Annotated in this window: 23 protein-coding genes and 1 pseudogene; 9 read left to right on the forward strand and 15 right to left on the reverse strand. The window is 63.0% G+C overall.

Going from position 1 to position 22,861, the window contains the following annotated elements:
* The first annotated feature begins 73 nt into the window (after nt 1-73).
* Nucleotides 74-889: a WecB/TagA/CpsF family glycosyltransferase gene (locus A9762_RS21505; RefSeq protein WP_083254173.1), complete on the forward strand. Its 816-nt coding sequence runs from the start codon at nt 74-76 to the stop codon at nt 887-889.
* Between the two features lie 94 nt (nt 890-983).
* Here the strand turns inward: A9762_RS21505 and A9762_RS21510 are convergent, their stop codons facing one another.
* Together A9762_RS21510 and A9762_RS21515 are read right to left on the reverse strand one after the other, a co-directional pair.
* Nucleotides 984-2,399 (reverse strand): undecaprenyl-phosphate glucose phosphotransferase, encoded by a 1,416-nt coding sequence (locus A9762_RS21510; protein WP_240493665.1) that lies wholly within the window; start codon nt 2,397-2,399, stop codon nt 984-986.
* A gap of 336 nt (nt 2,400-2,735) precedes the next feature.
* A complete protein-coding gene (locus tag A9762_RS21515; protein WP_069344041.1) occupies nt 2,736-3,236 on the reverse strand; it encodes a glycine zipper 2TM domain-containing protein in 501 nt (166 codons plus the stop codon).
* A gap of 484 nt (nt 3,237-3,720) precedes the next feature.
* Here A9762_RS21515 and A9762_RS21520 point away from each other — a divergent pair, with 484 nt between their 5' ends.
* Nucleotides 3,721-5,199: an MFS transporter gene (locus tag A9762_RS21520; protein WP_083254174.1), complete on the forward strand. Its 1,479-nt coding sequence runs from the start codon at nt 3,721-3,723 to the stop codon at nt 5,197-5,199.
* Nucleotides 5,200-5,347: 148 nt separating this feature from the next.
* Here the strand turns inward: A9762_RS21520 and A9762_RS21525 are convergent, their stop codons facing one another.
* Entirely contained in the window at nt 5,348-5,824 is a 477-nt protein-coding gene (locus A9762_RS21525; RefSeq protein ID WP_069344042.1) for a CBS domain-containing protein, read from the reverse strand.
* Between the two features lie 584 nt (nt 5,825-6,408).
* Between A9762_RS21525 and infA the strand changes: the two genes are divergently transcribed.
* The gene (infA, locus tag A9762_RS21530; protein WP_039393473.1) at nt 6,409-6,630 is read left to right on the forward strand and encodes a translation initiation factor IF-1; all 222 of its coding nucleotides are present in this window, start codon (nt 6,409-6,411) and stop codon (nt 6,628-6,630) included.
* Between the two features lie 28 nt (nt 6,631-6,658).
* Here infA and A9762_RS21535 read toward each other — a convergent pair whose 3' ends face one another.
* From A9762_RS21535 to A9762_RS21550, 4 genes are all read right to left on the reverse strand, one after another.
* Nucleotides 6,659-7,105, reverse strand: coding sequence for a GNAT family N-acetyltransferase (locus A9762_RS21535; protein WP_069344043.1), 447 nt, complete (start codon nt 7,103-7,105; stop codon nt 6,659-6,661).
* Between the two features lie 25 nt (nt 7,106-7,130).
* The gene (locus tag A9762_RS21540; RefSeq protein WP_069344044.1) at nt 7,131-7,427 is read right to left on the reverse strand and encodes an acylphosphatase; all 297 of its coding nucleotides are present in this window, start codon (nt 7,425-7,427) and stop codon (nt 7,131-7,133) included.
* Between the two features lie 4 nt (nt 7,428-7,431).
* Complete coding sequence (locus tag A9762_RS21545; RefSeq protein ID WP_069344060.1) at nt 7,432-8,553, reverse strand: metallophosphoesterase; 1,122 nt, start codon at nt 8,551-8,553, stop codon at nt 7,432-7,434.
* Between the two features lie 304 nt (nt 8,554-8,857).
* Nucleotides 8,858-9,211, reverse strand: a complete 354-nt coding sequence (locus A9762_RS21550) for a nucleotide pyrophosphohydrolase (protein ID WP_069344061.1) — start codon at nt 9,209-9,211, stop codon at nt 8,858-8,860.
* A gap of 239 nt (nt 9,212-9,450) precedes the next feature.
* Here A9762_RS21550 and A9762_RS21555 point away from each other — a divergent pair, with 239 nt between their 5' ends.
* The 5 genes from A9762_RS21555 (at nt 9,451) to A9762_RS21575 (ending at nt 14,625) form a co-directional block, all read left to right on the forward strand.
* Nucleotides 9,451-9,732, forward strand: a complete 282-nt coding sequence (locus A9762_RS21555) for a 2Fe-2S iron-sulfur cluster-binding protein (protein ID WP_069344062.1) — start codon at nt 9,451-9,453, stop codon at nt 9,730-9,732.
* Nucleotides 9,733-9,798: 66 nt separating this feature from the next.
* Nucleotides 9,799-11,466: an energy-dependent translational throttle protein EttA gene (ettA, locus tag A9762_RS21560; protein ID WP_069344045.1), complete on the forward strand. Its 1,668-nt coding sequence runs from the start codon at nt 9,799-9,801 to the stop codon at nt 11,464-11,466.
* 166 nt (nt 11,467-11,632) lie between these two features.
* Nucleotides 11,633-12,430: a 3-hydroxybutyrate dehydrogenase gene (locus A9762_RS21565; protein WP_069344046.1), complete on the forward strand. Its 798-nt coding sequence runs from the start codon at nt 11,633-11,635 to the stop codon at nt 12,428-12,430.
* Between the two features lie 134 nt (nt 12,431-12,564).
* Nucleotides 12,565-13,746, forward strand: a complete 1,182-nt coding sequence (locus tag A9762_RS21570) for a patatin-like phospholipase family protein (protein ID WP_069344047.1) — start codon at nt 12,565-12,567, stop codon at nt 13,744-13,746.
* A 201-nt stretch (nt 13,747-13,947) separates the two neighbouring features.
* Nucleotides 13,948-14,625: a hypothetical protein gene (locus A9762_RS21575; RefSeq protein ID WP_069344048.1), complete on the forward strand. Its 678-nt coding sequence runs from the start codon at nt 13,948-13,950 to the stop codon at nt 14,623-14,625.
* A gap of 156 nt (nt 14,626-14,781) precedes the next feature.
* Here A9762_RS21575 and A9762_RS21580 read toward each other — a convergent pair whose 3' ends face one another.
* The 7 genes from A9762_RS21580 to A9762_RS21610 form a co-directional block, all read right to left on the reverse strand.
* The gene (locus tag A9762_RS21580) at nt 14,782-16,626 is read right to left on the reverse strand and encodes a chemotaxis protein CheW (protein ID WP_083254175.1); all 1,845 of its coding nucleotides are present in this window, start codon (nt 16,624-16,626) and stop codon (nt 14,782-14,784) included.
* Nucleotides 16,623-17,150 (reverse strand): chemotaxis protein CheD, encoded by a 528-nt coding sequence (locus tag A9762_RS21585; protein WP_069344049.1) that lies wholly within the window; start codon nt 17,148-17,150, stop codon nt 16,623-16,625. Before A9762_RS21585 ends, A9762_RS21580 begins: the two co-directional genes overlap by 4 nt.
* A complete protein-coding gene (locus A9762_RS21590; protein WP_069344050.1) occupies nt 17,134-17,976 on the reverse strand; it encodes a protein-glutamate O-methyltransferase CheR in 843 nt (280 codons plus the stop codon). The genes A9762_RS21585 and A9762_RS21590 overlap by 17 nt, the downstream gene beginning before the upstream one ends.
* Before the next feature lie 36 nt (nt 17,977-18,012).
* Complete coding sequence (locus A9762_RS21595; RefSeq protein WP_069344051.1) at nt 18,013-19,710, reverse strand: methyl-accepting chemotaxis protein; 1,698 nt, start codon at nt 19,708-19,710, stop codon at nt 18,013-18,015.
* 102 nt (nt 19,711-19,812) lie between these two features.
* Nucleotides 19,813-20,124 carry a hypothetical protein gene (locus tag A9762_RS21600; protein ID WP_069344052.1) on the reverse strand — a complete coding sequence of 104 codons (312 nt, stop codon included), beginning with the start codon at nt 20,122-20,124 and terminating at the stop codon, nt 19,813-19,815.
* A gap of 739 nt (nt 20,125-20,863) precedes the next feature.
* The gene (locus A9762_RS21605) at nt 20,864-21,181 is read right to left on the reverse strand and encodes a hypothetical protein (protein ID WP_069344053.1); all 318 of its coding nucleotides are present in this window, start codon (nt 21,179-21,181) and stop codon (nt 20,864-20,866) included.
* A 318-nt stretch (nt 21,182-21,499) separates the two neighbouring features.
* Nucleotides 21,500-21,802, reverse strand: coding sequence for a hypothetical protein (locus A9762_RS21610; protein ID WP_069344054.1), 303 nt, complete (start codon nt 21,800-21,802; stop codon nt 21,500-21,502).
* Nucleotides 21,803-22,013: 211 nt separating this feature from the next.
* Here A9762_RS21610 and A9762_RS21615 point away from each other — a divergent pair, with 211 nt between their 5' ends.
* A complete protein-coding gene (locus A9762_RS21615) occupies nt 22,014-22,535 on the forward strand; it encodes a VOC family protein (RefSeq protein ID WP_170836299.1) in 522 nt (173 codons plus the stop codon).
* Nucleotides 22,536-22,660: 125 nt separating this feature from the next.
* Here the strand turns inward: A9762_RS21615 and A9762_RS21620 are convergent.
* Nucleotides 22,661-22,861, reverse strand: a pseudogene (locus tag A9762_RS21620) (3-octaprenyl-4-hydroxybenzoate carboxy-lyase); the annotation flags it as partial.

Here is a 22,861-nt window from a genome sequence, read left to right on the forward strand (position 1 = left end):
TCGCCGGTACTGCTGGACGACGGGCGCATGCGGGAAACGCTGGATTCGCCGGATAAGGGGAACACGATAGGTCATGAGCCGTGACACTGAATTGAAAACTGCGCCACACGCTAACGCTCGCGAAATCTTCGAGCCCAACGTTGCGCTGTTCGGCCTGAACATTGCCGCGGTGCCGTTCGAGCAGGCGGTGGACGTGCTGACGCATGCCGCCTCGCTTCGCGACGGTCGCTCGCGCATCGTGGTGACGCCCAACGTCGACCACATCGTGCGGCTCGACGTGCTGCCCGAATTCAAGCAGGAGTATCGCAATGCCGATTTCCTCTTCGCCGACGGCATGCCCATCATCTGGGCGAGTCGGCTTTTCGGCAGACCGTTGCCGGGGCGCGTGACCGGCGCTGACCTGCTGCCCGCCTTGTGCGACCGGGCGCGCGCGTCGGGGCGTCGAGCGGTCTTCGTGGGCGGACGCCCCGGGCAGGAAGCGCAATTGACGGCCGGGCTGTCGCAGCGCTTCCCGGGGCTCGATTTCACGCTGATGATTCCGTCGATGACGTTCGATCCGACCGGTCCCGAAGGGCAGGACATCGCGCAACGCGTTCGCGACGCGGCGCCCGATCTCATCTTCGTGTGTCTGGGCATGCCTAAACAGGAACGCTGGGCCATGGCGTATGCGCCGACCATGCCCGGCGGCGTGATGCTCTGCGTGGGCGCGGCCATCGAGTTCGCCGCAGGCATGCAAAAGCGTGCGCCCAAATGGATGCAGCGCACGGGGTGCGAGTGGATGTACCGCATCTTGCAGGACCCGGGTCGCATGTGGCGTCGTTACCTCGTCGAAGACCGGCGATTTATCGGCATCTGCTGGCGGCAGTGGCGCGCGCTCGGCCGCGAATGAGCGCCGTGCGCTTCGCTGGCAATCGCTTGCCATTGCCGCCGCAGTTGTCGTGTCAGCGAATCTGATGCAATGAGAGACGCCCGGCGCCGTCGGTTCAGACGGCGTTGCGTCCCGTCACCATGACGGGAATCGTCTTGAGCAGAATCTTGATGTCGAGCCACAACGACCAGTGCGTAATGTAGTAACGGTCGTATTCCACGCGTCGCTGCATCTTGTCCGGCGTGTCGGTCTCCCCGCGCAGACCGTTGATCTGCGCCCATCCCGTAATCCCCGGCTTTACGCTGTGACGCAGCATGTAACCGGGAATCATGCGACGGTACATCTCGTTGTGTTCTTCGGCGTGCGGGCGCGGACCGACGAGACTCATCGAACCTGCCAGCACATCGAACAATTGCGGCAGTTCGTCGAGCGACGTGCGGCGCAGGTGCTTGCCGATCGGCGTGATGCGGCTGTCGCCCGCGTGCGCCTGACGCAAGCCACCCGTTGCCGCGGCGGCCGCGTCTTCCGGTTGAATCACGCGCATCGAACGAAACTTGTGGATGACGATCGGCTCGCCGCGCTCGCCATAGCGTCGCTGACGGAACAGGATCGGCCCCGGCGAGTCGAGACGCACCGCAACGGCGACCGCGATCATGACGGGGCTCAGCAACACCAGAATCGCGGCGGCACCGACGACGTCGATACTGCGCTTGATCATGCGCAGCAGCCCCTGCACCGTGATGTCGTGCAGGGCGAGCAATGGCACGCCGGCGAGGTCGGTGCTCGTCATCGGCAGATCGCCGGGGAAGCGGAACTCGGGCAGCAGATAGATGGCGGCCGTCGAGTCGTACAGACGTTGCACGATCTCGCCGGTGAGTTCCTTGTTGTCTTGCTGGCCGATGGCGATGAAGACGATTTCGTATTCGTTCGCCTGAATGTGGGCGGCAGCGGCGTCGTAGCGGCCGAGATACGGGGGCAGCACTTCGCCGTCTTCAGGCGCAATCGGCGCGTCGTTGTAGTAGCCCGCGACTTGAATGCCGAGAATGGGCGAGCGTTGCAGACGCAGATTCAGCTTGCGTGCCTCGGGGCCGAGCCCGAAGAATGCCGCGCGACGTTGATTGCCGGGCGCATTGTTGATGCTGTGGGCCATGCCGCGCAGCACCGCGAGTCCGATCATCTGCAGCGGCAGCGCCAGCAACACCCACTGGCCGACCATCATGCGCACGTCGTCCGTGCTTTCGTACGTCAGGAACAGCAGGACGATGGCGGTGACAAGCAGACGGCACCAGCGCATGGCGCCGCGTCCGAGCATCCAGCCGAGGTTCCGGGCGCTGGCGAGCAGATGAAAACGTGCGAAGACGATGAACGCCGTCGCGGCCAGTGCGCAGACGAGTGTCAGGCCGTATGGGGTATAGGGGTTGTGACCGTTGAGCCGCAGAACGGTAAAGAAGGCGCCCGCGTTGAGCACTGCGCTGAAGCCGCCGACCATCGCCATGAAGAGCCGATGGTGGTAAGTCGTCTGAGTCGACATGACGAGATTCGAAGGGTAGCGGTTACTGACGGACTCGGCAAAGTTCCGGAACGGCGGGGGCCCTCCGATGGTCGCACGATGTTTGTGCCGATTGTTACGCCGATTTTCGCGCGTATCTTAGCAGGTCAAATTCGCTTTGCGTATGACCGTGCATTGGCCGTCAATTATGGTTTGCCGCCGTCCCCCGGGCGTCCCCCCGAACATAATTCGTCGCGGGTGTTGTATTGGCAGCAATAAAAAAACGCCCGCCGGGAAATCCCGGCGGGCGTTCGATTTTGCCGACGAGCGGGATTGAGGTCCTGTTCGCCCTGGCTGATCCTGCCTTCGCTGACTCGCTCAGTACGGGTACACCGTATCGTTCGAGACGGCGGCACGCTGGCCTTGCTGCACGCGCAGCGGCGGCGCTTGCGTGACCGTGGCGACACGACCGTCGTCCAGACGCACCGTGATGCGGTAAAGCACGTTCGGCTCGCCCATGCTGTTTTCGATGCGGTTGCCTGCAATACCGCCGATGGCCGCGCCGGCGATGGTGGTGGCCGTGCGTCCACGTCCGCCGCCCATCGTGTTGCCGAGCAGGCCGCCGGCGGCTGCGCCGAGCACCGTACCCAGAATGTTCGGGCTGTTATTCGGGCCGTTCAGTTGCTCGATCGACTGGACCGTGCCGTACAGCGCACCCTGCTGTTGCGGCGGTTGATAGCCTTGTTGATAGCCGGGCTGTTGATATCCCTGCTGATAACCCTGCTGTTGGTATCCGTATTGCGGGCCGGGCGCCACGCAGCCGGCCAACATGACAGCGGCCAATGCCGCGCTGATTCCCGTAAGCGCTTTGATCTTCATTTTGGATCTTCCTCGTGAGCGTGAGGTGTTGATTCTTGGTGGTGTGCGCGGGTCGCCATCCGGCTTCGCTTGCGCACCATGTGGCACATCTATTGCGACCACGATGCGGAATGTAGGGTTCCGCAGAACTTCCTGCTGTAAGAAAAGGTAAGCGTCTGTTAAAGACTGTGCACGTCGGCTGATCCCCACCGCGCGTGGTTTTGCCGGACCACACATCGGATTCGAGGGATGACTCGATCATATTCCCGTCCGGTGAGACGTGGGGTCATACTCTGCGATTGCTTAATCGGTGAGTGGGATTCTCTACAAATTTGGGAGTGATGCGAGAGATATTGGTGCCAAATCCCAAATAATTGGCGTGCGGCGCGGGTTTCGTCTAAGCATATAACCAGAAAGCTCTTGGGGTGACGTAGTACCAAGCGGTAACATCGCGACCTTTGGTGTTCGCTTTTTCCTGCTTTCTCCCGTTTCCTAGCTTAGTCCCATGTCAGTCGACGTTTCCCTGTCTTCCGCGGTACCGGCCCAGACGAGCGCCGCGGCAACGCCCGCCGCTCGCGCCGGTGGTCCCGCCGTCATTCGTTCCGCCGCCGATGTGGCGCAACTCGTCAACGAAGGCGGCGCGCGCGTATCGAACGCCCGCTGGATCGTGGCCATCGCCCTGGGCGGTGTGTTCCTCGATGCCTACGACCTCGGCGCCCTCGCGTTCGGTCTCAAGGACGTCACCCGAGAGTTTCAACTGACGCCGGCAGGCACGGGCATGGTGGCGTCGGCCATCACGTTCGGCGCCATCGTCGGCGCGTTCCTCGGCGGCTATTTCACCGATCGCATCGGCCGTTACCGCGTGTTCATGGCCGACATGCTGTGCTTCGTCATCGCGGCCATCGCTTGCGCACTGGCGCCGAACGAATACGTGCTCGCCGGCGCGCGCTTCGTGATGGGGTTGGGCGTCGGGATCGACCTGCCTGTGGCGATGGCCTTCCTCGCCGAGTTCTCGAAACTCAAGGGACGTGGCAACAAAGCGGCGCGGGTCGCGATGTGGTGCCCTACCTGGTACGCGGCGATATGCGGGTCCTATTTGCTCGTGTTGCTGTGCTATTCGCTGCTGCCGGCGTCGCATAGCGCGTTGCTCTGGCGCATCATTCTGGGCTTCGGCGCGATTCCCGCGCTGGCGATCATCGCCGTTCGCAGCCGTTACATGAGCGAGTCGCCCGTGTGGGCGGCCAATCAGGGCGACCTCCAAGCCGCCGCGAAGATTCTCAAGCGGTCCTATGGGATCGATGCCGTCGTGGCCAAGGACGCCGAGCGCGTGGTGGCCAAGCGTCCGGCGGCGTGGAGCAACTACGGCAAGCTGCTCAAGGGCGTGTATCTGCGTCGCACCACGCTCGCGACCATCATCGCCGTGGCCTCATCGTTCGCCTACAACGCGGTGGCGTTCGGCTTGCCGGTGATCATCGCCAGCTTCCTCGCGCAGTCGATGCTCACCACGATTCTGATGTCGCTCGCCCTCAATCTGCTGTTCGCCTTTACCGGCGGCCTGCTGGGGGTGCGTCTCGTGCCGAAGGTCGGGGCCTGGAAGTTGACGGTCGTGGGCTACGCGTTCCAGTTGACGGCGCTCGTCGGTCTGGCGCTCGTGGGCAAACCGGACGGCGCGGTGCAGGTGGCATGGGCGCTCGGCTTCCTCGCGTTGTTCCTGCTGGGACAGGGCTTCGGCCCGGGCGCGCACTCGATGACGTTCGCGTCGCTGAGCTACCCGACGTCGCTGCGCGGTGTGGGCGTCGGCTTCAACCAGACGCTCATGCGCGCCAGCTCGACGGTCTCGCTGTTCCTGTTTCCGGTGCTGGCCGCAGCATTGTCGACGAAGGTGTTCTGGGTGATCGCTGCCGCGCCCGCCATCGGTCTGCTGGCGCTGCTGGCGATCCGATGGGAGCCGTCGAACTACGACGTCGACGCGGAAGATTTCTGACCGATGCCGTAATCGGCGGACGGTTTAATCGTCCATTCGAACGCCACGACAGTACGTACGCTGTCGTGGCGTTTTTGTTTGTGCGGCCGGAGGAGGCGAACGCCCCCGGGGCGGACGCAATGGCAGGATTGCAGAGGGGGGCGGTCGATCAACTGGGCCGCGAGGGCGTGCTTCCCACGAGCGCGGCCGCGCCGCCCATGATGTACGTCTCGAGTTGGTCGATGGTGAACTGTTGATCCGAGATGATCGCCTTGACCAGATCGCCGATGGACAGCAGACCGACGAGCTGGTCGTCCTTCATGACCGGCAAGTGACGAATGCGGTGCTCCGTCATCAGCGACATGCACTCTTCCAGGGTCTGCTCGGGGTGGACGTAGCGTACGGCGGAGGTCATCACGTCGCGGATCGGCGTGTTGACGGACGTGCGGCCCATCAGCGCGACCTTTCGCGCGTAATCGCGCTCGGTGAAGATGCCGACGATGGCGCGGTCGTCTTCGCTGACGAGCACCGCGCCGATGCGCGCTTCGGCCATCAGGGTCAGGGCATCGAGTACCGAATCGGACGGGCGCACTTTGTACACCGTGTCGACCGATTTGGACTTCAGGATCTGAGCGACTGTTTTCATGGTCATTCCTCCTGCGGGCTACGGGTACTTACAGCATAGATGAGTGCGCGTTGCGCGTCACATCGGCGTTCACCCCGAGTCAAACGCGTGTCTGGGCGCCGGCGCAGGCCTCGCTGCGGCTCATTGATGCATTGCGCAACAAATAGACGACAAAAGCGTGCAAATGGGTGGGTGTGAGCCATTTTTTCTACACGGGCGACACAGAAAGGCGTATCCTTGCGGGATCGGCGAAAATTCGCCGATCATCGCCTGACGATCGCGAAATGCTTTATCGGCGCCGCTGACACCCTGTCCTGCGAGCCGGATCACTCGCTGTGCCGATGACGCAGACCGAACCGGTCTTCGCCCTCCCGACACGCACTGCTCGTCGTTGCGGCACTGCCGCAATGTGCCTTGCTCCTTCGAACCATCGCCGCTTTTCGGTGCACCGCACGCCTTCATGGCCGGTCCACCGGGTAGGCTCCTTTTGGCGTTCGATGTGCACCCCCGTCAGATTCCGGGTGCGGGGACGGTATTGGCGAACGAACTTACAGTAACACCGGTGCTGCGCCCCTCGCGAGCGGCACCCTCAAGAGGACACGATATTGGCCAAGGAAGAACTGATCGAATTCAGCGGACACGTCTCGGATGTGCTGCCGGACAATCGCTTTCGCGTCACGCTCGAGAACGGCGTGGAAGTGGTGGCATATGCGAGCGGCCGCATGCAGAAGAACCGCATTCGCATTCTCGCGGGTGACCGCGTGACGCTGGAAATGTCGCCCTACGACCTGAGCAAGGGCCGCATCAACTACCGTCACAAGAATTAAGTCAGCGCTGGCGTTCGCCTGAACGTCATCAGATCTGGCACTTGCGCGCGAGCCGCTGCCCGTCCCGGGCATAGCCGTGGCGCGCATAGAAGCGATGTGCGGCGACCCGATGGTCGCTGCTCGTCACTTCGAACTTCTCACATCCCCGCTGGTTGAACCATGCGTGAGCGGCCGCCATCAGCGCGTGCCCGACGCCCGACCCCCGCACGTTTTCCTCGACCACCAGCGCAGTAATGCGTCCCAGCCGCCCCGCCCGATGGAACATGGTGAGCGCGTGCAATCCCATACATCCCACAATGTTTTCGCTTTCGTCGAGCGCGACGAATGCGGCGTCATCGCCATCTGCCGTCGACAGCGTGATATTGCGGCGAACGATGTCGAGCGGCGTTTCGTAACCCAACTGGGCGAGCAGCGCGACGATGCGTGGTGCGTCGTCGAGCGTGGCGAGGCGTGTGCTGAGCTTGGTCGATGTCATGGAGTCAGCCGCCTGGGCGTTCGCGTCAGAGTTGTTCGAACCGGTCGAAGCGACGGCCGGTGTACGCCACTTCGCTTTCGAAATCCGTCACGCGCGCGCCCGGCGGGCCGTGACGCATCCATTCCAGCATCTTGTCGACCTGATCGGGCGTGCCTTGCACCATGGCGAGGATGTCGCCCTCCGGCAGCGCCTGCACCCAGCCGCGAACACCGATGAGGTGCCCCTCGCGCACGGCCGCCTGACGGTAGCCCACGCCCTGAATCTTGCCGCGCAGACGCACGGACACGGTTTCCAGCAATGCGCTGGTCGAGAGAGACTTCATAGCGTCATGCCTTACCCGGCGTACCCGGCACGAGCCGGATACGCGTGATTTCCGACGGCGCGCCGAAACGTTTCGGCGGTCCCCAGTACCCGGTGCCCCGGCTCACATAGATGGCCAGTTGCCCCAGCCGGTGCAGTCCGTGCACAAACGGCTGTTGCAGCGGGACGAAGTACATCCACGGCCAGAATTGTCCGCCATGCGTGTGTCCGGACAGTTGCAGGTCGAAGCCCGCCGCCTGTGCGGCCGGTGCGCTGCGCGGCTGATGCGCGAGCAGCACGCGCGGCACGCCTTCCGGTGCGCCGGCCACGGCTGCCACGGGATCGCTGCGCTTGGCTTCGTCGAAGTGATGGGCGGTGAAGTCCGTCACCCCGGCAACCGTCAGCGAGGCGCCTTCGTGTTCGAGCACGACATGCTCGTTTTCGAGGACGGTCAGGCCGATGCGGCGCAATTCCGCGACCCAGGCGGGCGCCCCCGAGTAGTACTCGTGGTTGCCCGTGCAGACGTACGTGCCATGACGCGAAGCGAGCTGGCCGAGCGGCGCGATATGGTCGCGCAACGCTGGCACACCGCCATCGACCAGATCGCCCGTGATCGCGACGAGATCGGGCTTGAGGGCGTTCGACGCTTCGACGATGGCTTCGATGTAACGCCGCCGGATCGTCGAACTCACGTGAATGTCGCTCAACTGCACGATGGTGAACCCGCCCAGTTCGGGCGGCAGATCGGCAATCGGAATGTCGATCTCGACCACGCGCGCCAGCCGTCGGGCGTTATAGAAACCCAGCAGGGTCGAGGCGGCCGTCAGGATCAGCACGATCACGGCGGAACGGGTGACGAGCTGCGCGTCGAGCATGGAAAGCGCCATTGCCACGCCGAGCACGACGTCGCGTAGCAACGTGAGTACGAAGATCGACGAAAAAACGCCGATCGCAGTCATGCCGGTCCACGTGAGCAAGGTGGCGAGCGGCTCTTTCTGGATGGCGCGGCTCATGAGGCCCAGCGGAATCAGTACGGTCGAGGCGACGAGCCACAGCCCGCCGAGCACCTTCCAGCCGATGGCGACAGGCAGCGGCGTAAGCAGTCGCCAGCCGATGTAGGCGTGCAGCAGTGCGATGATGGCGAGCATCAGCCAGCGCGGGCGCGCGGGTAGTGTGCGCTTCGACGGCTTGCCGTGCGCGTGACCCGCACCGGGCGGTGTCTGTGCGGCCTGCGAAGCTTCGGAAGATTGGGACATAGCGTTGTCGGATCGGAATTCGGGGGCGGACTCTCGCCGTTATGCGGGCGCCACGCCCGATTGCAAGGGGGGCGACACGCCATTCGTGGAATTCGCCGAATCGGCGTGGCCGTCGGCGCGGGTGCCCGGTCGGCGGCGCGTCACGGCGGATGACGTGGGCCATAGTCGCCCATCGTCGGCTAACGTCCGTACGTCCTTATGCCTTTGGCGCCGGATACTTCTGAGCGTTCATTACGAGCTTGTCGGCCACGGCGCGATTGAGGTCGACGCCGAGGACCGTGGACAGACGCACGAGGTACATGGCGATGTCGGCGAGCTCCTGCTCGACGTGCCGCGCCTCGTCCGTCTGCATCACGGCCTTGGCTTGCGCATCCGTATGCCACTGGAAGATCTCGACCAGCTCAGCGACTTCGACCGACAGCGCCATCGCGAGGTTCTTGGGCGTGTGGTGGCGATGCCAGTCGCGCGCGTCGGCGAAGGCGTGCAACTCGGCTTCAAGCCCGGTGATATCGATAAGACGGGCGACGGGGCTGGCGGCTTCCTGCGACATTGCGTCAGCTTCGTCGGCCTCGGCGGACGGGCTGGGATCCTTGGGCGCTGTGGACATGGGATTCGGGACTCGGAAGTGGGGTATGGTAGCGCGTTGGCGCGCGTCGCGCCGTGTAGCGTTTCGATCATCGCAGCCTCGTTCATCCTTTGGATCGTTCTTTTTCCGCCAATCCCCAAGCCGTGCCGCCCTCCGGGGTGCCTGCCGATGTCGGCAACGCCCGGCCCTGGCGCGTCACGCTCATGCCGTCCGGCTGGCAGTTCGACGCCCCGGCAGACGTGCCGATTCTGCTCGCCGCGCTGGCCGCAGGCATCAAGTTGCCGAGCCTGTGTCGTAACGGCACGTGCCGCGCTTGCCTGTGCCAGGCGCAGCCCGGTGGCGCGAGCGCGCCGGTGACGTACCGGATCGAGTGGCCGGGCCTGTCGCGCGACGAGAAGGCGGACGGTTGGCTGCTGCCGTGCTGCGCATACGCCAGCCACGACCTCGTCATCCACGCGCCCGATGCTGTGCGTGCTGCGCTTTGATAAACTTGCCGCTATCTGGCGCTCGCCCGTGAGCCGTCATAACCGTTTCAGGATCAGGAAAGCCGAATGGCACAGTACGTATTCAGCATGAACCGCGTGGGCAAGATCGTGCCGCCCAAGCGTCACATCCTCAAGGACATCTCCCTGTCGTTCTTCCCCGGCGCCAAGATCGGCGTGCTGGGCCTGAACGGTTCGGGGAAATCGACGCTGCTCAAGATCATGGCGGGCGTCGACAAGGAGATCGAAGGTGAAGCGATCCCGATGTCGAACCTGAACATCGGTTATCTGCCGCAGGAGCCGCAGCTCGACGCCGAGCAGACCGTGCGCGAGGCCGTCGAAGGCGGCATGGGCGAGATCATGGAAGCCCGCACGAAGCTCGACGAAATCTATGCGGCTTACGCCGAACCGGACGCCGACTTCGACGCGCTGGCAGCCGAGCAGGCCAAGTACGAAGCCATTCTGGCCGCGAGCGACGGCAACAACATCGAGCAGACGCTGGAAGTCGCCGCCGACGCGCTGCGTCTGCCGGCATGGGACACCAAGATCGGCGTGCTCTCCGGGGGTGAAAAGCGTCGTGTGGCGCTCGCGCGTCTGCTGCTCTCGAAGCCGGACATGCTCCTGCTCGATGAGCCGACCAATCACCTGGACGCCGAATCCGTCGACTGGCTCGAACAGTTCCTCACGCGTTTCCCGGGCACGGTTGTCGCCGTCACCCACGATCGCTACTTCCTCGATAACGCCGCCGAGTGGATTCTCGAACTCGACCGCGGTCACGGCATTCCCTGGAAGGGCAACTACAGCTCGTGGCTCGACCAGAAGGAACAGCGCCTGAAGCAGGAAGAGTCGAGCGAATCGGCGCGTCAGAAGGCACTCAAGAAAGAACTGGAGTGGGTGCGTCAGAACCCGAAGGGCCGTCAGGCAAAGTCGAAGGCGCGTCTCGCCCGTTTCGACGAGCTGAACAGCCAGGAATACCAGAAGCGCAACGAAACCCAGGAAATCTTCATCCCGGTGGGTGAGCGTCTGGGTAACGAAGTCGTCGAATTCAAGAACGTGTCGAAGGCGTTCGGCGATCGTCTGCTGATCGACGATCTGAGCTTCCAGGTGCCGCCGGGCGCCATCGTCGGCATCATCGGCCCGAACGGCGCCGGTAAGTCGACTTTCTTCAAGATGCTCACGGGACGCGAGCAGCCGGATAGCGGCGAAATCAAGGTCGGTCCGACGGTCAAGATGGCCTACGTCGACCAGAGCCGCGATGCACTCGATGGCACCAAGACGGTGTTCGAAGAGATTTCGGGCGGCGCCGACGTGTTGACGGTGGGCAAGTACGAAACGCCGTCGCGCGCCTACATCGGTCGCTTCAACTTCAAGGGCTCGGACCAGCAGAAGCAGGTCGGTTCGCTCTCCGGTGGTGAGCGTGGTCGTCTGCACATGGCCAAGACGCTGATCTCCGGCGGCAACGTGTTGCTGCTCGATGAACCCTCGAACGATCTGGACGTCGAAACCCTGCGTGCACTCGAGGACGCGCTGCTCGAGTTCGCCGGTTGTGTGATGGTCATCTCGCACGATCGCTGGTTCCTCGATCGTATCGCTACGCATATTCTGGCCTTCGAAGGCGACTCGCACGTCGAGTTCTTCCCGGGCAACTATCAGGAGTACGAGGCGGACAAGAAGAAACGCCTCGGCGAGGAGGCAGCAAAACCGAAGCGAATCCGCTACAAGCCGATCGCGCGGTAATGCAGGAAAAGGCGCCGCAAGGCGCCTTTTCTGTTTGTGCAGCGGCAGGACTCGCCTGCGTCATGCATGGGGTGTGTCCGGTCGCTATCAGCCAGTGTTCGACGAGTCGCGCGTGTGCGCCTGCGTGCCGCACGACCCGCCATTTTGACGAATCAGGAGTGTGCAAATGAGCCAGTCAGTGAATCAGTTGAATGGGAAAGTCGCCGTGGTGACGGGCGCTGCCAGCGGCATCGGCAAGGAGATCGCGTTGACGCTGGCACGCGCCGGCGCGGCCATTGCCATCGCCGATCTGAACCAGCAGGGCGCCGATGCCGTGGCTGAGGAGATCAAGGCGGCCGGTGGCAAAGCGATCGGCGTGGCGATGGACGTCACCAACGAAGAAGCGGTGAACAGCGGCATCGACAAGGTGGCGCAGACGTTCGGCTCGATCGACATCCTGATTTCGAACGCGGGCATTCAGATCGTCAATCCCATCGAGAACTATGCGTTCTCCGACTGGAAGAAGATGCAGGCGATTCATGTGGACGGCGCGTTCCTCACGACCAAGGCGGCGCTCAAGCACATGTACAAGGACGACCGTGGCGGCATCGTCATCTACATGGGGTCGGTGCACTCGCATGAGGCGTCGCCGCTGAAGTCGGCCTATGTCGCCGCCAAGCATGCGCTGCTCGGACTGGCTCGCGTGCTGGCCAAGGAAGGCGCGAAGCACAATGTGCGCTCGCATGTCATCTGCCCGGGCTTCGTGCGCACGCCGCTCGTCGACAAACAGATTCCTGAGCAGGCGAAGGAGCTGGGAATTTCGGAAGACGAGGTCATCAAGAAGGTCATGCTCGGCGGCACGGTCGACGGGGTGTTCACCACGGTCGACGATGTGGCGCAGACCGCGCTGTTCCTCGCCACGTTCCCGACGGCCGCGTTCACGGGGCAGTCGTTCGTGGTGAGCCACGGGTGGTTCATGCAGTAAGCCGGGCGTTATCCGGCGATTCGCCGCCCCCGGTGTGGCCTTATGGTTCGTCTATGCCATCGGGTCCAAATGTATCGCCTGCCGGGGCGGTTTCAGCACTTCCAGTTCACGCAGCACGCTTCAGGAGAACGGTCATGACGGCCAACCCCCCGAAAGTCCCCAAACGCGCCATCGATCTGCCGCCGTACGAGACGGTGGCGCTCGTCTTGCAGGGCGGCGGTGCGCTCGGGGCTTATCAGGCGGGCGTTTATGCCGGGTTGTACGAGGCGGGCATTGCGCCGAACTGGATTGCGGGCATTTCCATCGGTGCGCTCAATACGGCGATCATCGCGGGCAATGCGCCGGAGCGTCGGGTGGCGCAGCTCGAAGCCTTCTGGCGCACGATCTGTGAGCCGGGTGTTTTTCCGCCGTTGCCCGCGCCGTTCGAGGCGGCGATCCTCAACGGTCCCGAGTCGGGACGCATCGCTTACAGCGCCTGGCAAGCATGGCGCGCGCTCGTCGAGGGGCAGAAGGGATTCTTCACGCCGCGCTGGCCGCAGCCGTTGCCCACAGCCATGGGCGACCCGGCGCATGCGAGCTATTACGACACCTCGGCATTGCGCGGCACGCTGGAGCGGTTTGCCGACTTCGACAGGATCAACTCGCGCGAGATTCGCGTGTCGGTCGGTGCGGTGAACGTGCATACGGGCAACTTCGTGTACTTCGACAACACGCGTGAGCGGTTGCGCGCGGAGCACTTCATGGCGTCGGGCGCATTGCCGCCGGGGTTTCCTGCGGTGGAAATCGACGGGCAGTATTTCTGGGATGGCGGTCTCGTGTCGAACACGCCGCTCTCGGAGGTTCTGGGCACGTCGCCGCGACGCGACACGCTCGCCTTTCAGGTCGACTTGTGGAGCGCACGCGGTCCGCTGCCGGACAATCTGAACGACGTTGCGGGACGTCAGAAAGACATTCAGTTCTCGAGCCGTACACGTCTGGTGACGGACAACCTTCAGCGCGCGCAGCACTATCGTCGTGTGTTGCGCGAAGTGCTGGACCGGGTGCCGGCGGACGTGCGTGCGCGCGATCCGTGGTGTCACGCGGCGGAGGAGATTGCGTGCAGCAAGCGGTACAACGTCATCCAGCTGATCTACCGCAACAAGGAGTATGAGGGGCACTACAAGGATTACCAGTTCGGTCTGGCGACGATGCTCGACCATTGGGCGAGCGGTCTGGACGACATGCGTCGCACGCTCGCGAATCCCGACTGGCTGGCGATGCCCAGCGACGCACGCGGCTTCGTCACGCACGACATCCATCGTCAGGAAGTGATCTGACGTCCAATTCCTTGGGACAGTCCCGAAAACAAAAAACCCGCGCAAGCGGGTTTTTTAAATTCGGGTGGCCTCACACGGGGGAGGCCAGATACCTACCTAGTGTCGTCACCAGTATGGAGGCTGGGAGAGGAAAACTTAGGGCAGCGACGCCAGTATACTCGTTCGCACATGTCTCAGAGATACGAGGTCTGTGGTTGCTGCATGGAGTGGAGTGAACTGGAAGTTTGTTTTTCGTCGCCGCGGTTGAGGCGTTACACGATCGCCTGCAAGGGAGATACGAAGCGGGCGGCCGCGGCCTATCCTCATAATTTGCAGATTGCCGAAGCGTTGCTGCCTTCGTTGAATGTGCTTGAGATAACGCTGCGCAACAGCGTCCACGCCCGGTTGATGGAAGTGTTTGGCGATGCGGCGTGGTGGAATACGAGACGGTGGCTCGACGACGGAAGTTTCCTTTGGCAAACCGAACGTGTCGCCAAAGCCAAAGAAGATCTGAGACGTCGTGGTGAACCGCAAACCCCGGACAAGCTGGTCGCCGAGTTGAGTTTCGGTTTTTGGACGTCGCTCTTCAATGCGCGTTTTCAGGGAAATCTTTGGGGAGCGCTTCGCCACGCATTTCCGAGATGTCCCAAGAAAATTCGTAAACGTGACACGATTTCGAAAGCGTTGGCCCAGGTGCGCGATTTGCGAAACCGAGCGTTTCATCATGAGCCCTTGCTATGGCTCGGCCCCGCCGTAGACGAACAATACACAACGGGCGTGGAGGTGATTGGTTGGCTCAACCCGCGACTTCTTGAATGGCTGAAGCCCATCGATCGCTTTCCTCAAACATGGCAACGCTGGCAGCAAGCGCAGGCGACATTTGGATCGGGGGCGAGGTAGGGGTAAGGGAAGCGGGAGCCCCGGGGAATGCGGTCGAATGGATCTTGTATGAACACGGGGCTTCGATACTACCCCTGCGGCGTGCCCCCCGACACGCCGCAGGGCCCTGCTACCGGCGCTCGCGATCCACCGGTCCTTCTTTGATTCGGTCCTCGCTCACTGCGCCAGTGCCGCTTCCAGACGCATCTTGAGCGGTTGCAGGTCGAGCAGCATGGCCGTGCGCGCTGCACCGTCCGCCGTCGGCAACTCCACTGCCTCGCGCATGTCGTTGCGCATCTCGTGTGTGGCGCGTCCGAGCAGCAGGGCAGGCACCGGCAACTTGTCCGCCTCGTCCAGCGTCACGATGTTCTCGATGGCGTCGACCAGCAGCCCGAACTTGTCCTTGCCGTGCTCGATGACGAGAATCTTGCGCGTTTGCGCGTCGTCCTGCGCCGGCATGCCGTAAAGCGCACGCAGATCGACGATCGTCACCAGTTCACGCCGCAGATTGAGCATGCCGCGCACGAACGGCGGCGCCCCCGGCGCAGGCATCACCTCTGGCGAGTCATGAATGATCTCGCGCAACTGATCGAGACGCACCGCAAGCATGTGTTGCAGACGGAACGACACATAAGCGTGCCGCGTGCCGCGCGACGACTTCGCTCCCCGCCACGCACCGTCGCCCGCCTTTGCGCGTTGCGCCGGATCCGTCTCGCGATACAACTCACGATGCCCGCGCGTGAGTTCGAGCACCTGCGAATGCGTGAAGAGTTCATCGGCGTTGAGCAACACGATGTCGTCCGCCTGCTCTCGCGCAATGCATCCCGAGAACAGTTGCGCATGCGACGCGCTGAACGAAGGCATCGCCAGCAATTCGTCAGCGAAATACGTGACGATGCTGTCGACCGCGTCCACGAGCAAGCCGAAATGCACGTCCTCTTGTTTGACGATCAGGATGCGGCGCGGATCGGACGCTGTGCCCGCAATCTCCGCCTCCGGACGACTCGCCTGCAACCCCAGAAAGTGCGCGAAGTCGATGACCGGCACGACAGTGCCGCGCAGATTCAGCATGCCCACGCAAAACACACTCGCCAGCGCCGAATTCTGTAAGTCGGGAATGCGGATGATCTCGCGAATCGCCCCCATCGGCAACGCGAGATGCGAATGCTCGACGGTGAACGACACACATTGCAACCGCTGACGTTGCTGGCGGCGCTGCGGCGCGGTGAGCGCCTGACGCGCCAGCAACTGCGGCATGTTCTCGATGCGCACGAGCGCAGCCGGGGCCAGGATCTGCAAGATCCGATCGCCACCGTCGAGCTTGATCGCGCCGGACACCACCTGCGGCGCCGTGTGCGACGCGTCGTATTCGAAGCCCGTGCGTTGCGATGCCCGCACGCGCAGAATCTCGCTCGTGCTGTCGAACAGCAACCCCACACGTACGCCCTCGACATCGACGATCGCGATCTTCTCCGTGACGGGCGTCGCCTTGCCCATCCCGTCCCCGGCAATGGCAAGTAACGGTTTCAGATCGACGATCGGGATGAGCGTGCCGCGCAGATTGAACAGGCCCAGCAGAAACGCCGGTGAGAGCGGTACCGGCGTGATGCGTGCGGGGTAGTTCACGACCTCCTGCAACGCCGCAATCGGCAGCGCGAACTCCACGTCGCCCAGATGAAACGAGCCGAAGACTTCGACGTCGTCGGCGCGCGCCGGCGCTGGTTTGGGTGACGCAGGAACGGCGAGCGGTGACGTCTGCGCTGCCGTGGGCACGTCGTCTGCCGGGTGTGCGTCGTGTGGCTGCACATCCGGCACATCCGGCACATCCGGGACATCCGGCACATCCGGGACATCTGGCGTTTGCCCGACACGCATCGTCACGCCGGGCAGCGACCCATAGCCCGCCCCGTAACCCTTCAAACCCTGATACCCCTGATAGGGCGATATCGTCGGCGGCAGGACCGTCGTGCCGGCGATGGCGTCGCGATGCAAAAACGGAAAGCCCGGTGTCCGTGCATTCATGATTCGCGTCCCACGAGTCTGAGCGCGGGGCGACGCGGCACCGCAGCGCCCCCGTTGGAACCGATGGTGCGCACCACGAACGCGTGATGCGCGCAGTCGATCGTCAGTTGCCGGCCGACTTCACCGCCCACTTCGACGTGCACGATCGGTATGCCCGTCTCGGCGATCAGCGCCTGTGCCATCTTGGCATTGGCGACGCCGATCAAGCCGTGTTTAGCCGGTGGCTGGTGCGGCATCATGTTGCCACCCCCCGCGATTACGGCCTCGATTTCGCTGCGGCGCGCCCCGTCGGCTTTCATCAGCGCGAGCAACGACGGCACCGCCTGCGTCACGTATTTCGCACCGATGGCGAGCGTAGGGTTCGGCGCTTCGGGCAACAGGCAATGCGCAAGTCCGTAGAGGCCGCGCGAGCGCCACATCAGCCCGATACCGACACATGAGCCGAGCGTCGCGCGCAGCACGTCTTCGCCGCGCCCGATGCGCACCTCGCCCATCAACACCTGAATGTCATGCGACTGCCCCATTCGATGCCCCCTGATTGCGGTAAATGAGCGGTTGCTCGAACTGATAGCCGGTCGAGAGCCGCGAGAGCGACTCCGATTCGCCGACGATCAGCACGCCTTCGGGGGCAAGCGTGCCTCGTACGTTTTCCAGCACGCGTTCCTGATCGCCTGCCTCGAAATAGATCAGCACGTTACGCAGCATGACGAGGTCGAACGTCTCGCGACGCGCCAGCCGCTGGTAGAGGTTGTGCTCCGCAAACGTGATGTGCGCGCGCAGCTCCGGGGCCACGGTGAAGCCGCCGGCGCTCGGACGGAAGTACTTCGCGAGCATGGCGGGGCGCTGCTGCTTGAGACCGTCGATGCTGCGCCCGCCATAGTTGCCGGCCATCGCCACGGCCAGCACCTGACTCGAAATGTCCGTCGCGTGGATCTGATACTGGAAGCCCGCGTGGCGCGTGCGGAATTCCTCGCAGATCATCGCGGCCGAGTAGGACTCTTCCCCCGAGGACGCTGCCGCCGACCACATCCGGAAGGTGCGGCCGGGGTTCGCCGCCTGCCAGCGCGGCAGGAAATGCTGGGCGAAGTAGTCCCACACGCGCGGCGTGCGGAAGAACGTGGTCTCGTTCGTCGTGACGAGATTCACGAAATTGCGCACCTCGTCAGGCGTGCTCTCGAGCAGAGCCAGGTAGTCGCGATAGTGGCTGAGCGACAGCGTGCGCAGGCGTGGGCGCAAACGGCCCTGCAACATCGTCCACTTCTTCTCGTTCATCGAGATGCCGGTGTGCCGGTGAACTGCGCGCAGGAGCGCTTGTTGAGTCACGGCGTCGGCTTCGGCTTCGATTTCCATATCGGACCCTCTTGGCGGACGTTGGGAAGCGCGTGATTACACTTTGAATCTCGACACGGTGCGATCGAGTGCCTCGGCCTCCTGATTCAGACCGGTCGTTGCCTGCGCGATCGTCTCGCAGGCGCCCGCCGACTTCTCCGTCTCTTCCGCGACGTGCTGGATGGCAAGGCTCACTTCGCGTGCCGCCACGAGTTGTTCCTCGGCGGCGCACGAAATTTCGGAAATCGCCTGCGTGGTGCGCGACACGCCGTTCACGATCTTCTCGAACGCTTCTCCGGCCTGACGCGACACATCACTGCCCTGCGCGACACGCTTGGTCGACTCGTTGATGAGCTTGGAAATTTCCTTGGTCGCCTGCGACGAACGCTCGGCGAGCTTACGGACTTCGTCGGCTACAACCGAGAAGCCGAGACCGTGCTCACCGGCGCGTGCCGCTTCGATGGCTGCGTTGAACGCGAGCAGGTTGGTTTGCCCTGCGATCTCGCCGATCACCTTCACGATCTCGCCAATGTCTTCCGACGACTTGTTGATCAGCTCCATCGCCTCGATCGAGCGGGCGATGGCGCGCGAGCCGGTTTCCGCTTCCTGCTGGGTCGACTTGGCGAGCTGGTCGGCGCCCTTGGTGTTGTCCGCAATCGAGTTGATCGACGCGGTGAGTTCTTCGATGGACGCGTTCATTTCCTCCACCGTCGCGCCCAGCGCCTGAGCGCCCGTCGCCACGGTATTGGCCCGGTCGGCGATGTCGCGCGACGCGCCCGAGAATTCGCCTGCCGAGTTGACGACCTTGCCGATCACGCCACGCAGGTCGTCCATCATGTGACGAATGCCGTCGGCCAGTTGATCGATAGGGTCGGTGCCTGCCACCGCGATTTCGCCCGTGAGGTCGCCCGCAGCCGCACGGTTGACGGTGTCGAGCAGCAGCGCCACTTTGCGCTGATCCTCCTCGGCGCGTCGCTTCACGCTGGCTTCCAGCTCGACTTGCTGCGTGATGTCCGTGGCGAACTTCACGACTTTGTATGGTCGACCGTTGGCGTCGAGGATCGGGTTGTACGTCGCCTGAATCCAGATTTCGCGTCCGCCATTGCCCAGACGCTTGTAGCGGCCGGCGTCGAATTCACCGCGATTGAGCTTGGCCCAGAACTCGCGGTAGGCGTTGGACGCTGCGTAATCCGACTCGCAGAACAAGCGGTGGTGCTTGCCGCGAATCTCGTCGAGCGAGTAGCCCAGCGTTTTCAGAAAGTTGTCGTTGGCCGTGATCACGGTGCCGTCGAGGTTGAATTCGATGACGGCCTGTGCGATGTCCATCGCGCGCACCTTGCCTTCGAACTCGGCCTGACGCGTGCGATCCGCCGTGACGTCGGTGGCGAACTTGATCACCTTGTAAGCGACACCGTTCGCGTCGAACACCGGGTTGTACGAGGCGCGGATCCACACTTCGCGCCCGCCTTTGCCGAGGCGCTTGTACTCGCCCGCATCGAACTCGCCACGGCCGAGCTTGACCCAGAAATCGCGATACGCATTGGACGCCGCGTAGTCCGGCTCGCAAAACATCCGGTGATGCTGGCCTTGAATTTCGTCGAGCCGGTAACCGACCGTTTGCAGGAAATTCTCGTTGGCGTGAAGAATGCGACCCTGCAAGTCGAACTCGATGACGGCCTGCACGCGGTTGAGTGCGGCGGTGACGGCCTGTAGTTCCTGTTGTTCCATCTGGAATTCAGGCGTGGCGATTTCCATGACTATTCCCCTGAGACGCTTGCCCCGGCGCGTGTCGTGCGGCCGTCACGAAAGGGATCTGCGTGCCCCCCCAATTGAGAACGCAGTCCTCTATAGACGCGATTACGACAGCGAAATAGGCAACTTGAGATCGGTGCCTACCCGCATCTGGTTTATGCCGATGCCAAGGGGAATCGCTTCGAAAACCGCATCCAATAAGGCTTTAAAGATAAATGAATCACATAGGAAGTCGACGCCGTTATAGCGTCGATACATTTCAAACGCACAGATGAAATAGGAATACGAAGGCACCTGCACATTTGCGGTGCAGGAAATTGGCGCGATCGCTTGTCGGAAACAGGTTCCGGTAAGGATCGGAGAGATGTGAAAAAAAGCCTCCTCCCGTGTCTGCAACGGGAGGAGGGTTTGAGTCAAAGCCGCACTCTTCGGGGCAATTGAAAGGGCGACGCCTATGACTATGCAAGCGCTGTGCCAGCGACACGAAACTTGAGAAAGCCCCGTATTTATTGGGTTTTCACAGATGTATGGAAGGCCGCTACCGGGCGATGTTACGAACACACGCCCACCGCGTTACGTAACAAAGTGCGACACATTCCCCGTTTGGCAACCTTCGCTTACACGGCTTACAGACACGTGATGGGCTTCCTACAGCCGCGACGATATAAAGAAAGCGAACGGATTCGCGTTCGTCCCTGTGGAGTCAGATCATGAAGTTAGTCGTTGCGGCGTTGCTTGCCATTACCCTTGCCGGATGTGTCGTTGTTCCGGAGCGGCCTTATTACGGTGGCTATTACGGACACCGTTGCTGCTATCGCTATTGATGTCCGACGCGTTCTCTTTCGGTGAAATGGCTTTCATTTTTCCGGATGAGAATGCAAGGCAATTCAGGGTATTAATGCGATCAAAGCTAATTCAAAAACTGGTGAATTCGTCAGTGCGCGATTACGCATGAAGCTTCGATAAATTCGCGAGGCTTCATGCGCGCATTGCATGAGCGTCGACGACACCGGTGGCAACGACTGACGATGTCTCGAGAGGCTGGAAGCGCTTTGAAGCCGCTGGCGTGCGATGCGGCTTGAAATTCTGGCGCGTAAAAAAGCCCCGCAGGTCGAGCGACCTTGCGGGGCTTTTTTCGCCTTCGTGGCGAACGTGCTTACCGGTGGTGATGTCCGTCGCGACGATCCCATCCACGGCGATCCCAACCACGGCCGTGATGCCAGTGACGCGGCGGCGGGCCGCGCCAGTAGCGCGGGGGCGGACCATAGACGACGGGCGGCGGCGGTGCAACGACCATCGGCGCCGGGGCCGCATAGACCGGGGGCGGCGCGTAGACCGGGCCCGGCGCGACGAAGGCCGGACCGGGAATGCCGATGTTGACCGAGACGTCGGTGCGGGCAAAGGCACTGCCCGACGTGAAAGCTGCTGCGAGGCCTGCAATGGCTGCCGTTGCGATCCACAAACGATGTTGCATCTGTTCTCCTTCTCTCTTTTTCGACCTGGCGCTCTCTGCACGAACGGGCGGATATCGCTCGACGTCGTGCTTGCCTGCCGTTCCCGTGCCTCGTGGCATCGACACGCAGGCGCGCTCCTTGAATCGAATTTTACGGACGGCCGGCGGCGCACGGTGCTACTGCGGCACTACAGATGTAACAAGGCGTAAGGTGGCCTGCGATTGTGGTCGCTGGGCGTGATGCTGGCCGAGGAAAATGTCGTGCGTCGTGGGAGGAAGGGCGAGGGACGGGTGCCGGGCGTTGGGTGACGCCCGGGCGGGTCAGTCGGCAGTCTGCGCTCAGCGGCGCTGGTGATCACGCGGGGCGAGAAAGCTGGCCGGGCGACGACCGCGTCGCGCAGAGGTTGCGAAGTAGGAGGGGCGACGCAGATCCTGCGTGTCGTCCGGCGAGCGCCAGTAGGGCGTGCGCGGTGTGCCGAGCAGGTCGCCGGGACGATGCGGCGAAAGCGGGGGCACGGCCGCCGGCCAGGCGACGTTGCGCCAGCGGGCGCCGGCAGGCACCACAAGCACCAGCATGACGAAAACGAGCGTCACGACGGCGTAGACGACGACGGGCGGAAGCGAGGAAAAAGCGGTCTCCATGACAAAACTCCGGTCGCAAACCTGTCACACCACTGGGGGGATGCACGCGAACATGCCGTCCGGCGAGCAAAGTGTGGCGTTTTCACTATAGTCCATGCGGCTCCGGCTGACACTCGGTTGATGCCGCGCGGGTTGCGGGACTACACTACAAACGCAGTTTCCCGATTGCCGTCGCCACTTTGCACGCCGGGGGATCGTGATGAATCAGGCCGTGTCAGACCTCAGTCTTGCCATCGAATCGACGGCACGCGTGCCTTCTGTCACCCCTGTGGCGATCGATCACGTCGCTTATCCGAGTTACGACGCGACGCTCACGCACCGATTCTACGTCGAGGTCATGGGTTTCACGCTGGCGGGCGCGCAAACCGGCATGAGCCATCTGTGGGGCAAGCCCTATCTGCTGGTGAGTTACCAGATCGCGCCGGGCGAAGCCCTCGCGTTCTTCAATTGCGACGGCCTCGCGCCCGAGCCTCATCCCGACACGCCCGCAACACAGATCCACCATGTGGCCCTACGCGTGCGAGACCGCGAGTCACTCGATCGCTGGAAATCGCGTCTGACGGCGTATGAGGTGCCGTTTGCCGTCGAGCGTCACGGCGACGGAGAGCATCTCTACTTGCTGGACCCGAACGAGATCATGCTGGAGTTGTGTGTTCAGACACCGGAGTCGGCCGCCGGGCAGGCTCAGGGGGCGCTCGACACGCTGCAACGCTGGCTGGATGGCGTGAGGTGAGGTGCCGGCGTGATGCCGTAATGCCGTAATGCCGAAGCCGAAATAAGGAGCCGTGAAGCCGGGCGTCAGTGAGATCGCGTGCGCGCGGTCGTTGACCGGGATGTGCTGCGCAGTGCCGAGGCGTGTCAGACTTCGGCGTCTTTGCCGAGCCCGTCCCAGCTTGACGCCACAGGCGGGGCAATGCCGAAAAGATCGATCACGCGCGCGACCGTATCGTCGACCATCGCGTCGAGCGAAGCGGGGCGGTTGTAGAACGCGGGCAGTGGCGGATAGACGATGCCGCCCATCTCTGTCACGGCGGTCATATTGCGCAGATGCGCGAGGTT

The sequence above is a fragment of the Pandoraea sp. ISTKB genome, assembly GCF_001721285.1.
GTDB classification, from domain to species: domain Bacteria; phylum Pseudomonadota; class Gammaproteobacteria; order Burkholderiales; family Burkholderiaceae; genus Pandoraea; species Pandoraea capi.

Bases quoted from the DNA above. Each gene is read 5' to 3' on its own strand.
- A9762_RS21590 (WP_069344050.1), bottom strand. From the start codon at position 17,976: ATGGAAATCGAAGCCGAAGCCGACGCCGTGACTCAACAAGCGCTCCTG.
- A9762_RS21510 (WP_240493665.1), bottom strand. From the start codon at position 2,399: ATGTCGACTCAGACGACTTACCACCATCGGCTCTTCATGGCGATGGTC.
- A9762_RS21540 (WP_069344044.1), bottom strand. From the start codon at position 7,427: ATGAAGTCTCTCTCGACCAGCGCATTGCTGGAAACCGTGTCCGTGCGT.
- A9762_RS21595 (WP_069344051.1), bottom strand. From the start codon at position 19,710: ATGGAAATCGCCACGCCTGAATTCCAGATGGAACAACAGGAACTACAG.
- A9762_RS21545 (WP_069344060.1), bottom strand. From the start codon at position 8,553: ATGCTCGCCATCATCGCACTGCTGCACGCCTACATCGGCTGGCGACTG.
- A9762_RS21565 (WP_069344046.1), top strand. From the start codon at position 11,633: ATGAGCCAGTCAGTGAATCAGTTGAATGGGAAAGTCGCCGTGGTGACG.
- A9762_RS21570 (WP_069344047.1), top strand. From the start codon at position 12,565: ATGACGGCCAACCCCCCGAAAGTCCCCAAACGCGCCATCGATCTGCCG.
- A9762_RS21525 (WP_069344042.1), bottom strand. From the start codon at position 5,824: ATGAAAACAGTCGCTCAGATCCTGAAGTCCAAATCGGTCGACACGGTG.
- A9762_RS21505 (WP_083254173.1), top strand. From the start codon at position 74: ATGAGCCGTGACACTGAATTGAAAACTGCGCCACACGCTAACGCTCGC.
- A9762_RS21610 (WP_069344054.1), bottom strand. From the start codon at position 21,802: ATGGAGACCGCTTTTTCCTCGCTTCCGCCCGTCGTCGTCTACGCCGTC.
- A9762_RS21605 (WP_069344053.1), bottom strand. From the start codon at position 21,181: ATGCAACATCGTTTGTGGATCGCAACGGCAGCCATTGCAGGCCTCGCA.
- A9762_RS21550 (WP_069344061.1), bottom strand. From the start codon at position 9,211: ATGTCGCAGGAAGCCGCCAGCCCCGTCGCCCGTCTTATCGATATCACC.
- A9762_RS21520 (WP_083254174.1), top strand. From the start codon at position 3,721: ATGTCAGTCGACGTTTCCCTGTCTTCCGCGGTACCGGCCCAGACGAGC.
- A9762_RS21580 (WP_083254175.1), bottom strand. From the start codon at position 16,626: ATGAATGCACGGACACCGGGCTTTCCGTTTTTGCATCGCGACGCCATC.
- ettA (WP_069344045.1), top strand. From the start codon at position 9,799: ATGGCACAGTACGTATTCAGCATGAACCGCGTGGGCAAGATCGTGCCG.
- A9762_RS21585 (WP_069344049.1), bottom strand. From the start codon at position 17,150: ATGGGGCAGTCGCATGACATTCAGGTGTTGATGGGCGAGGTGCGCATC.
- A9762_RS21575 (WP_069344048.1), top strand. From the start codon at position 13,948: ATGGAGTGGAGTGAACTGGAAGTTTGTTTTTCGTCGCCGCGGTTGAGG.
- A9762_RS21535 (WP_069344043.1), bottom strand. From the start codon at position 7,105: ATGACATCGACCAAGCTCAGCACACGCCTCGCCACGCTCGACGACGCA.
- A9762_RS21515 (WP_069344041.1), bottom strand. From the start codon at position 3,236: ATGAAGATCAAAGCGCTTACGGGAATCAGCGCGGCATTGGCCGCTGTC.
- A9762_RS21555 (WP_069344062.1), top strand. From the start codon at position 9,451: ATGCCGTCCGGCTGGCAGTTCGACGCCCCGGCAGACGTGCCGATTCTG.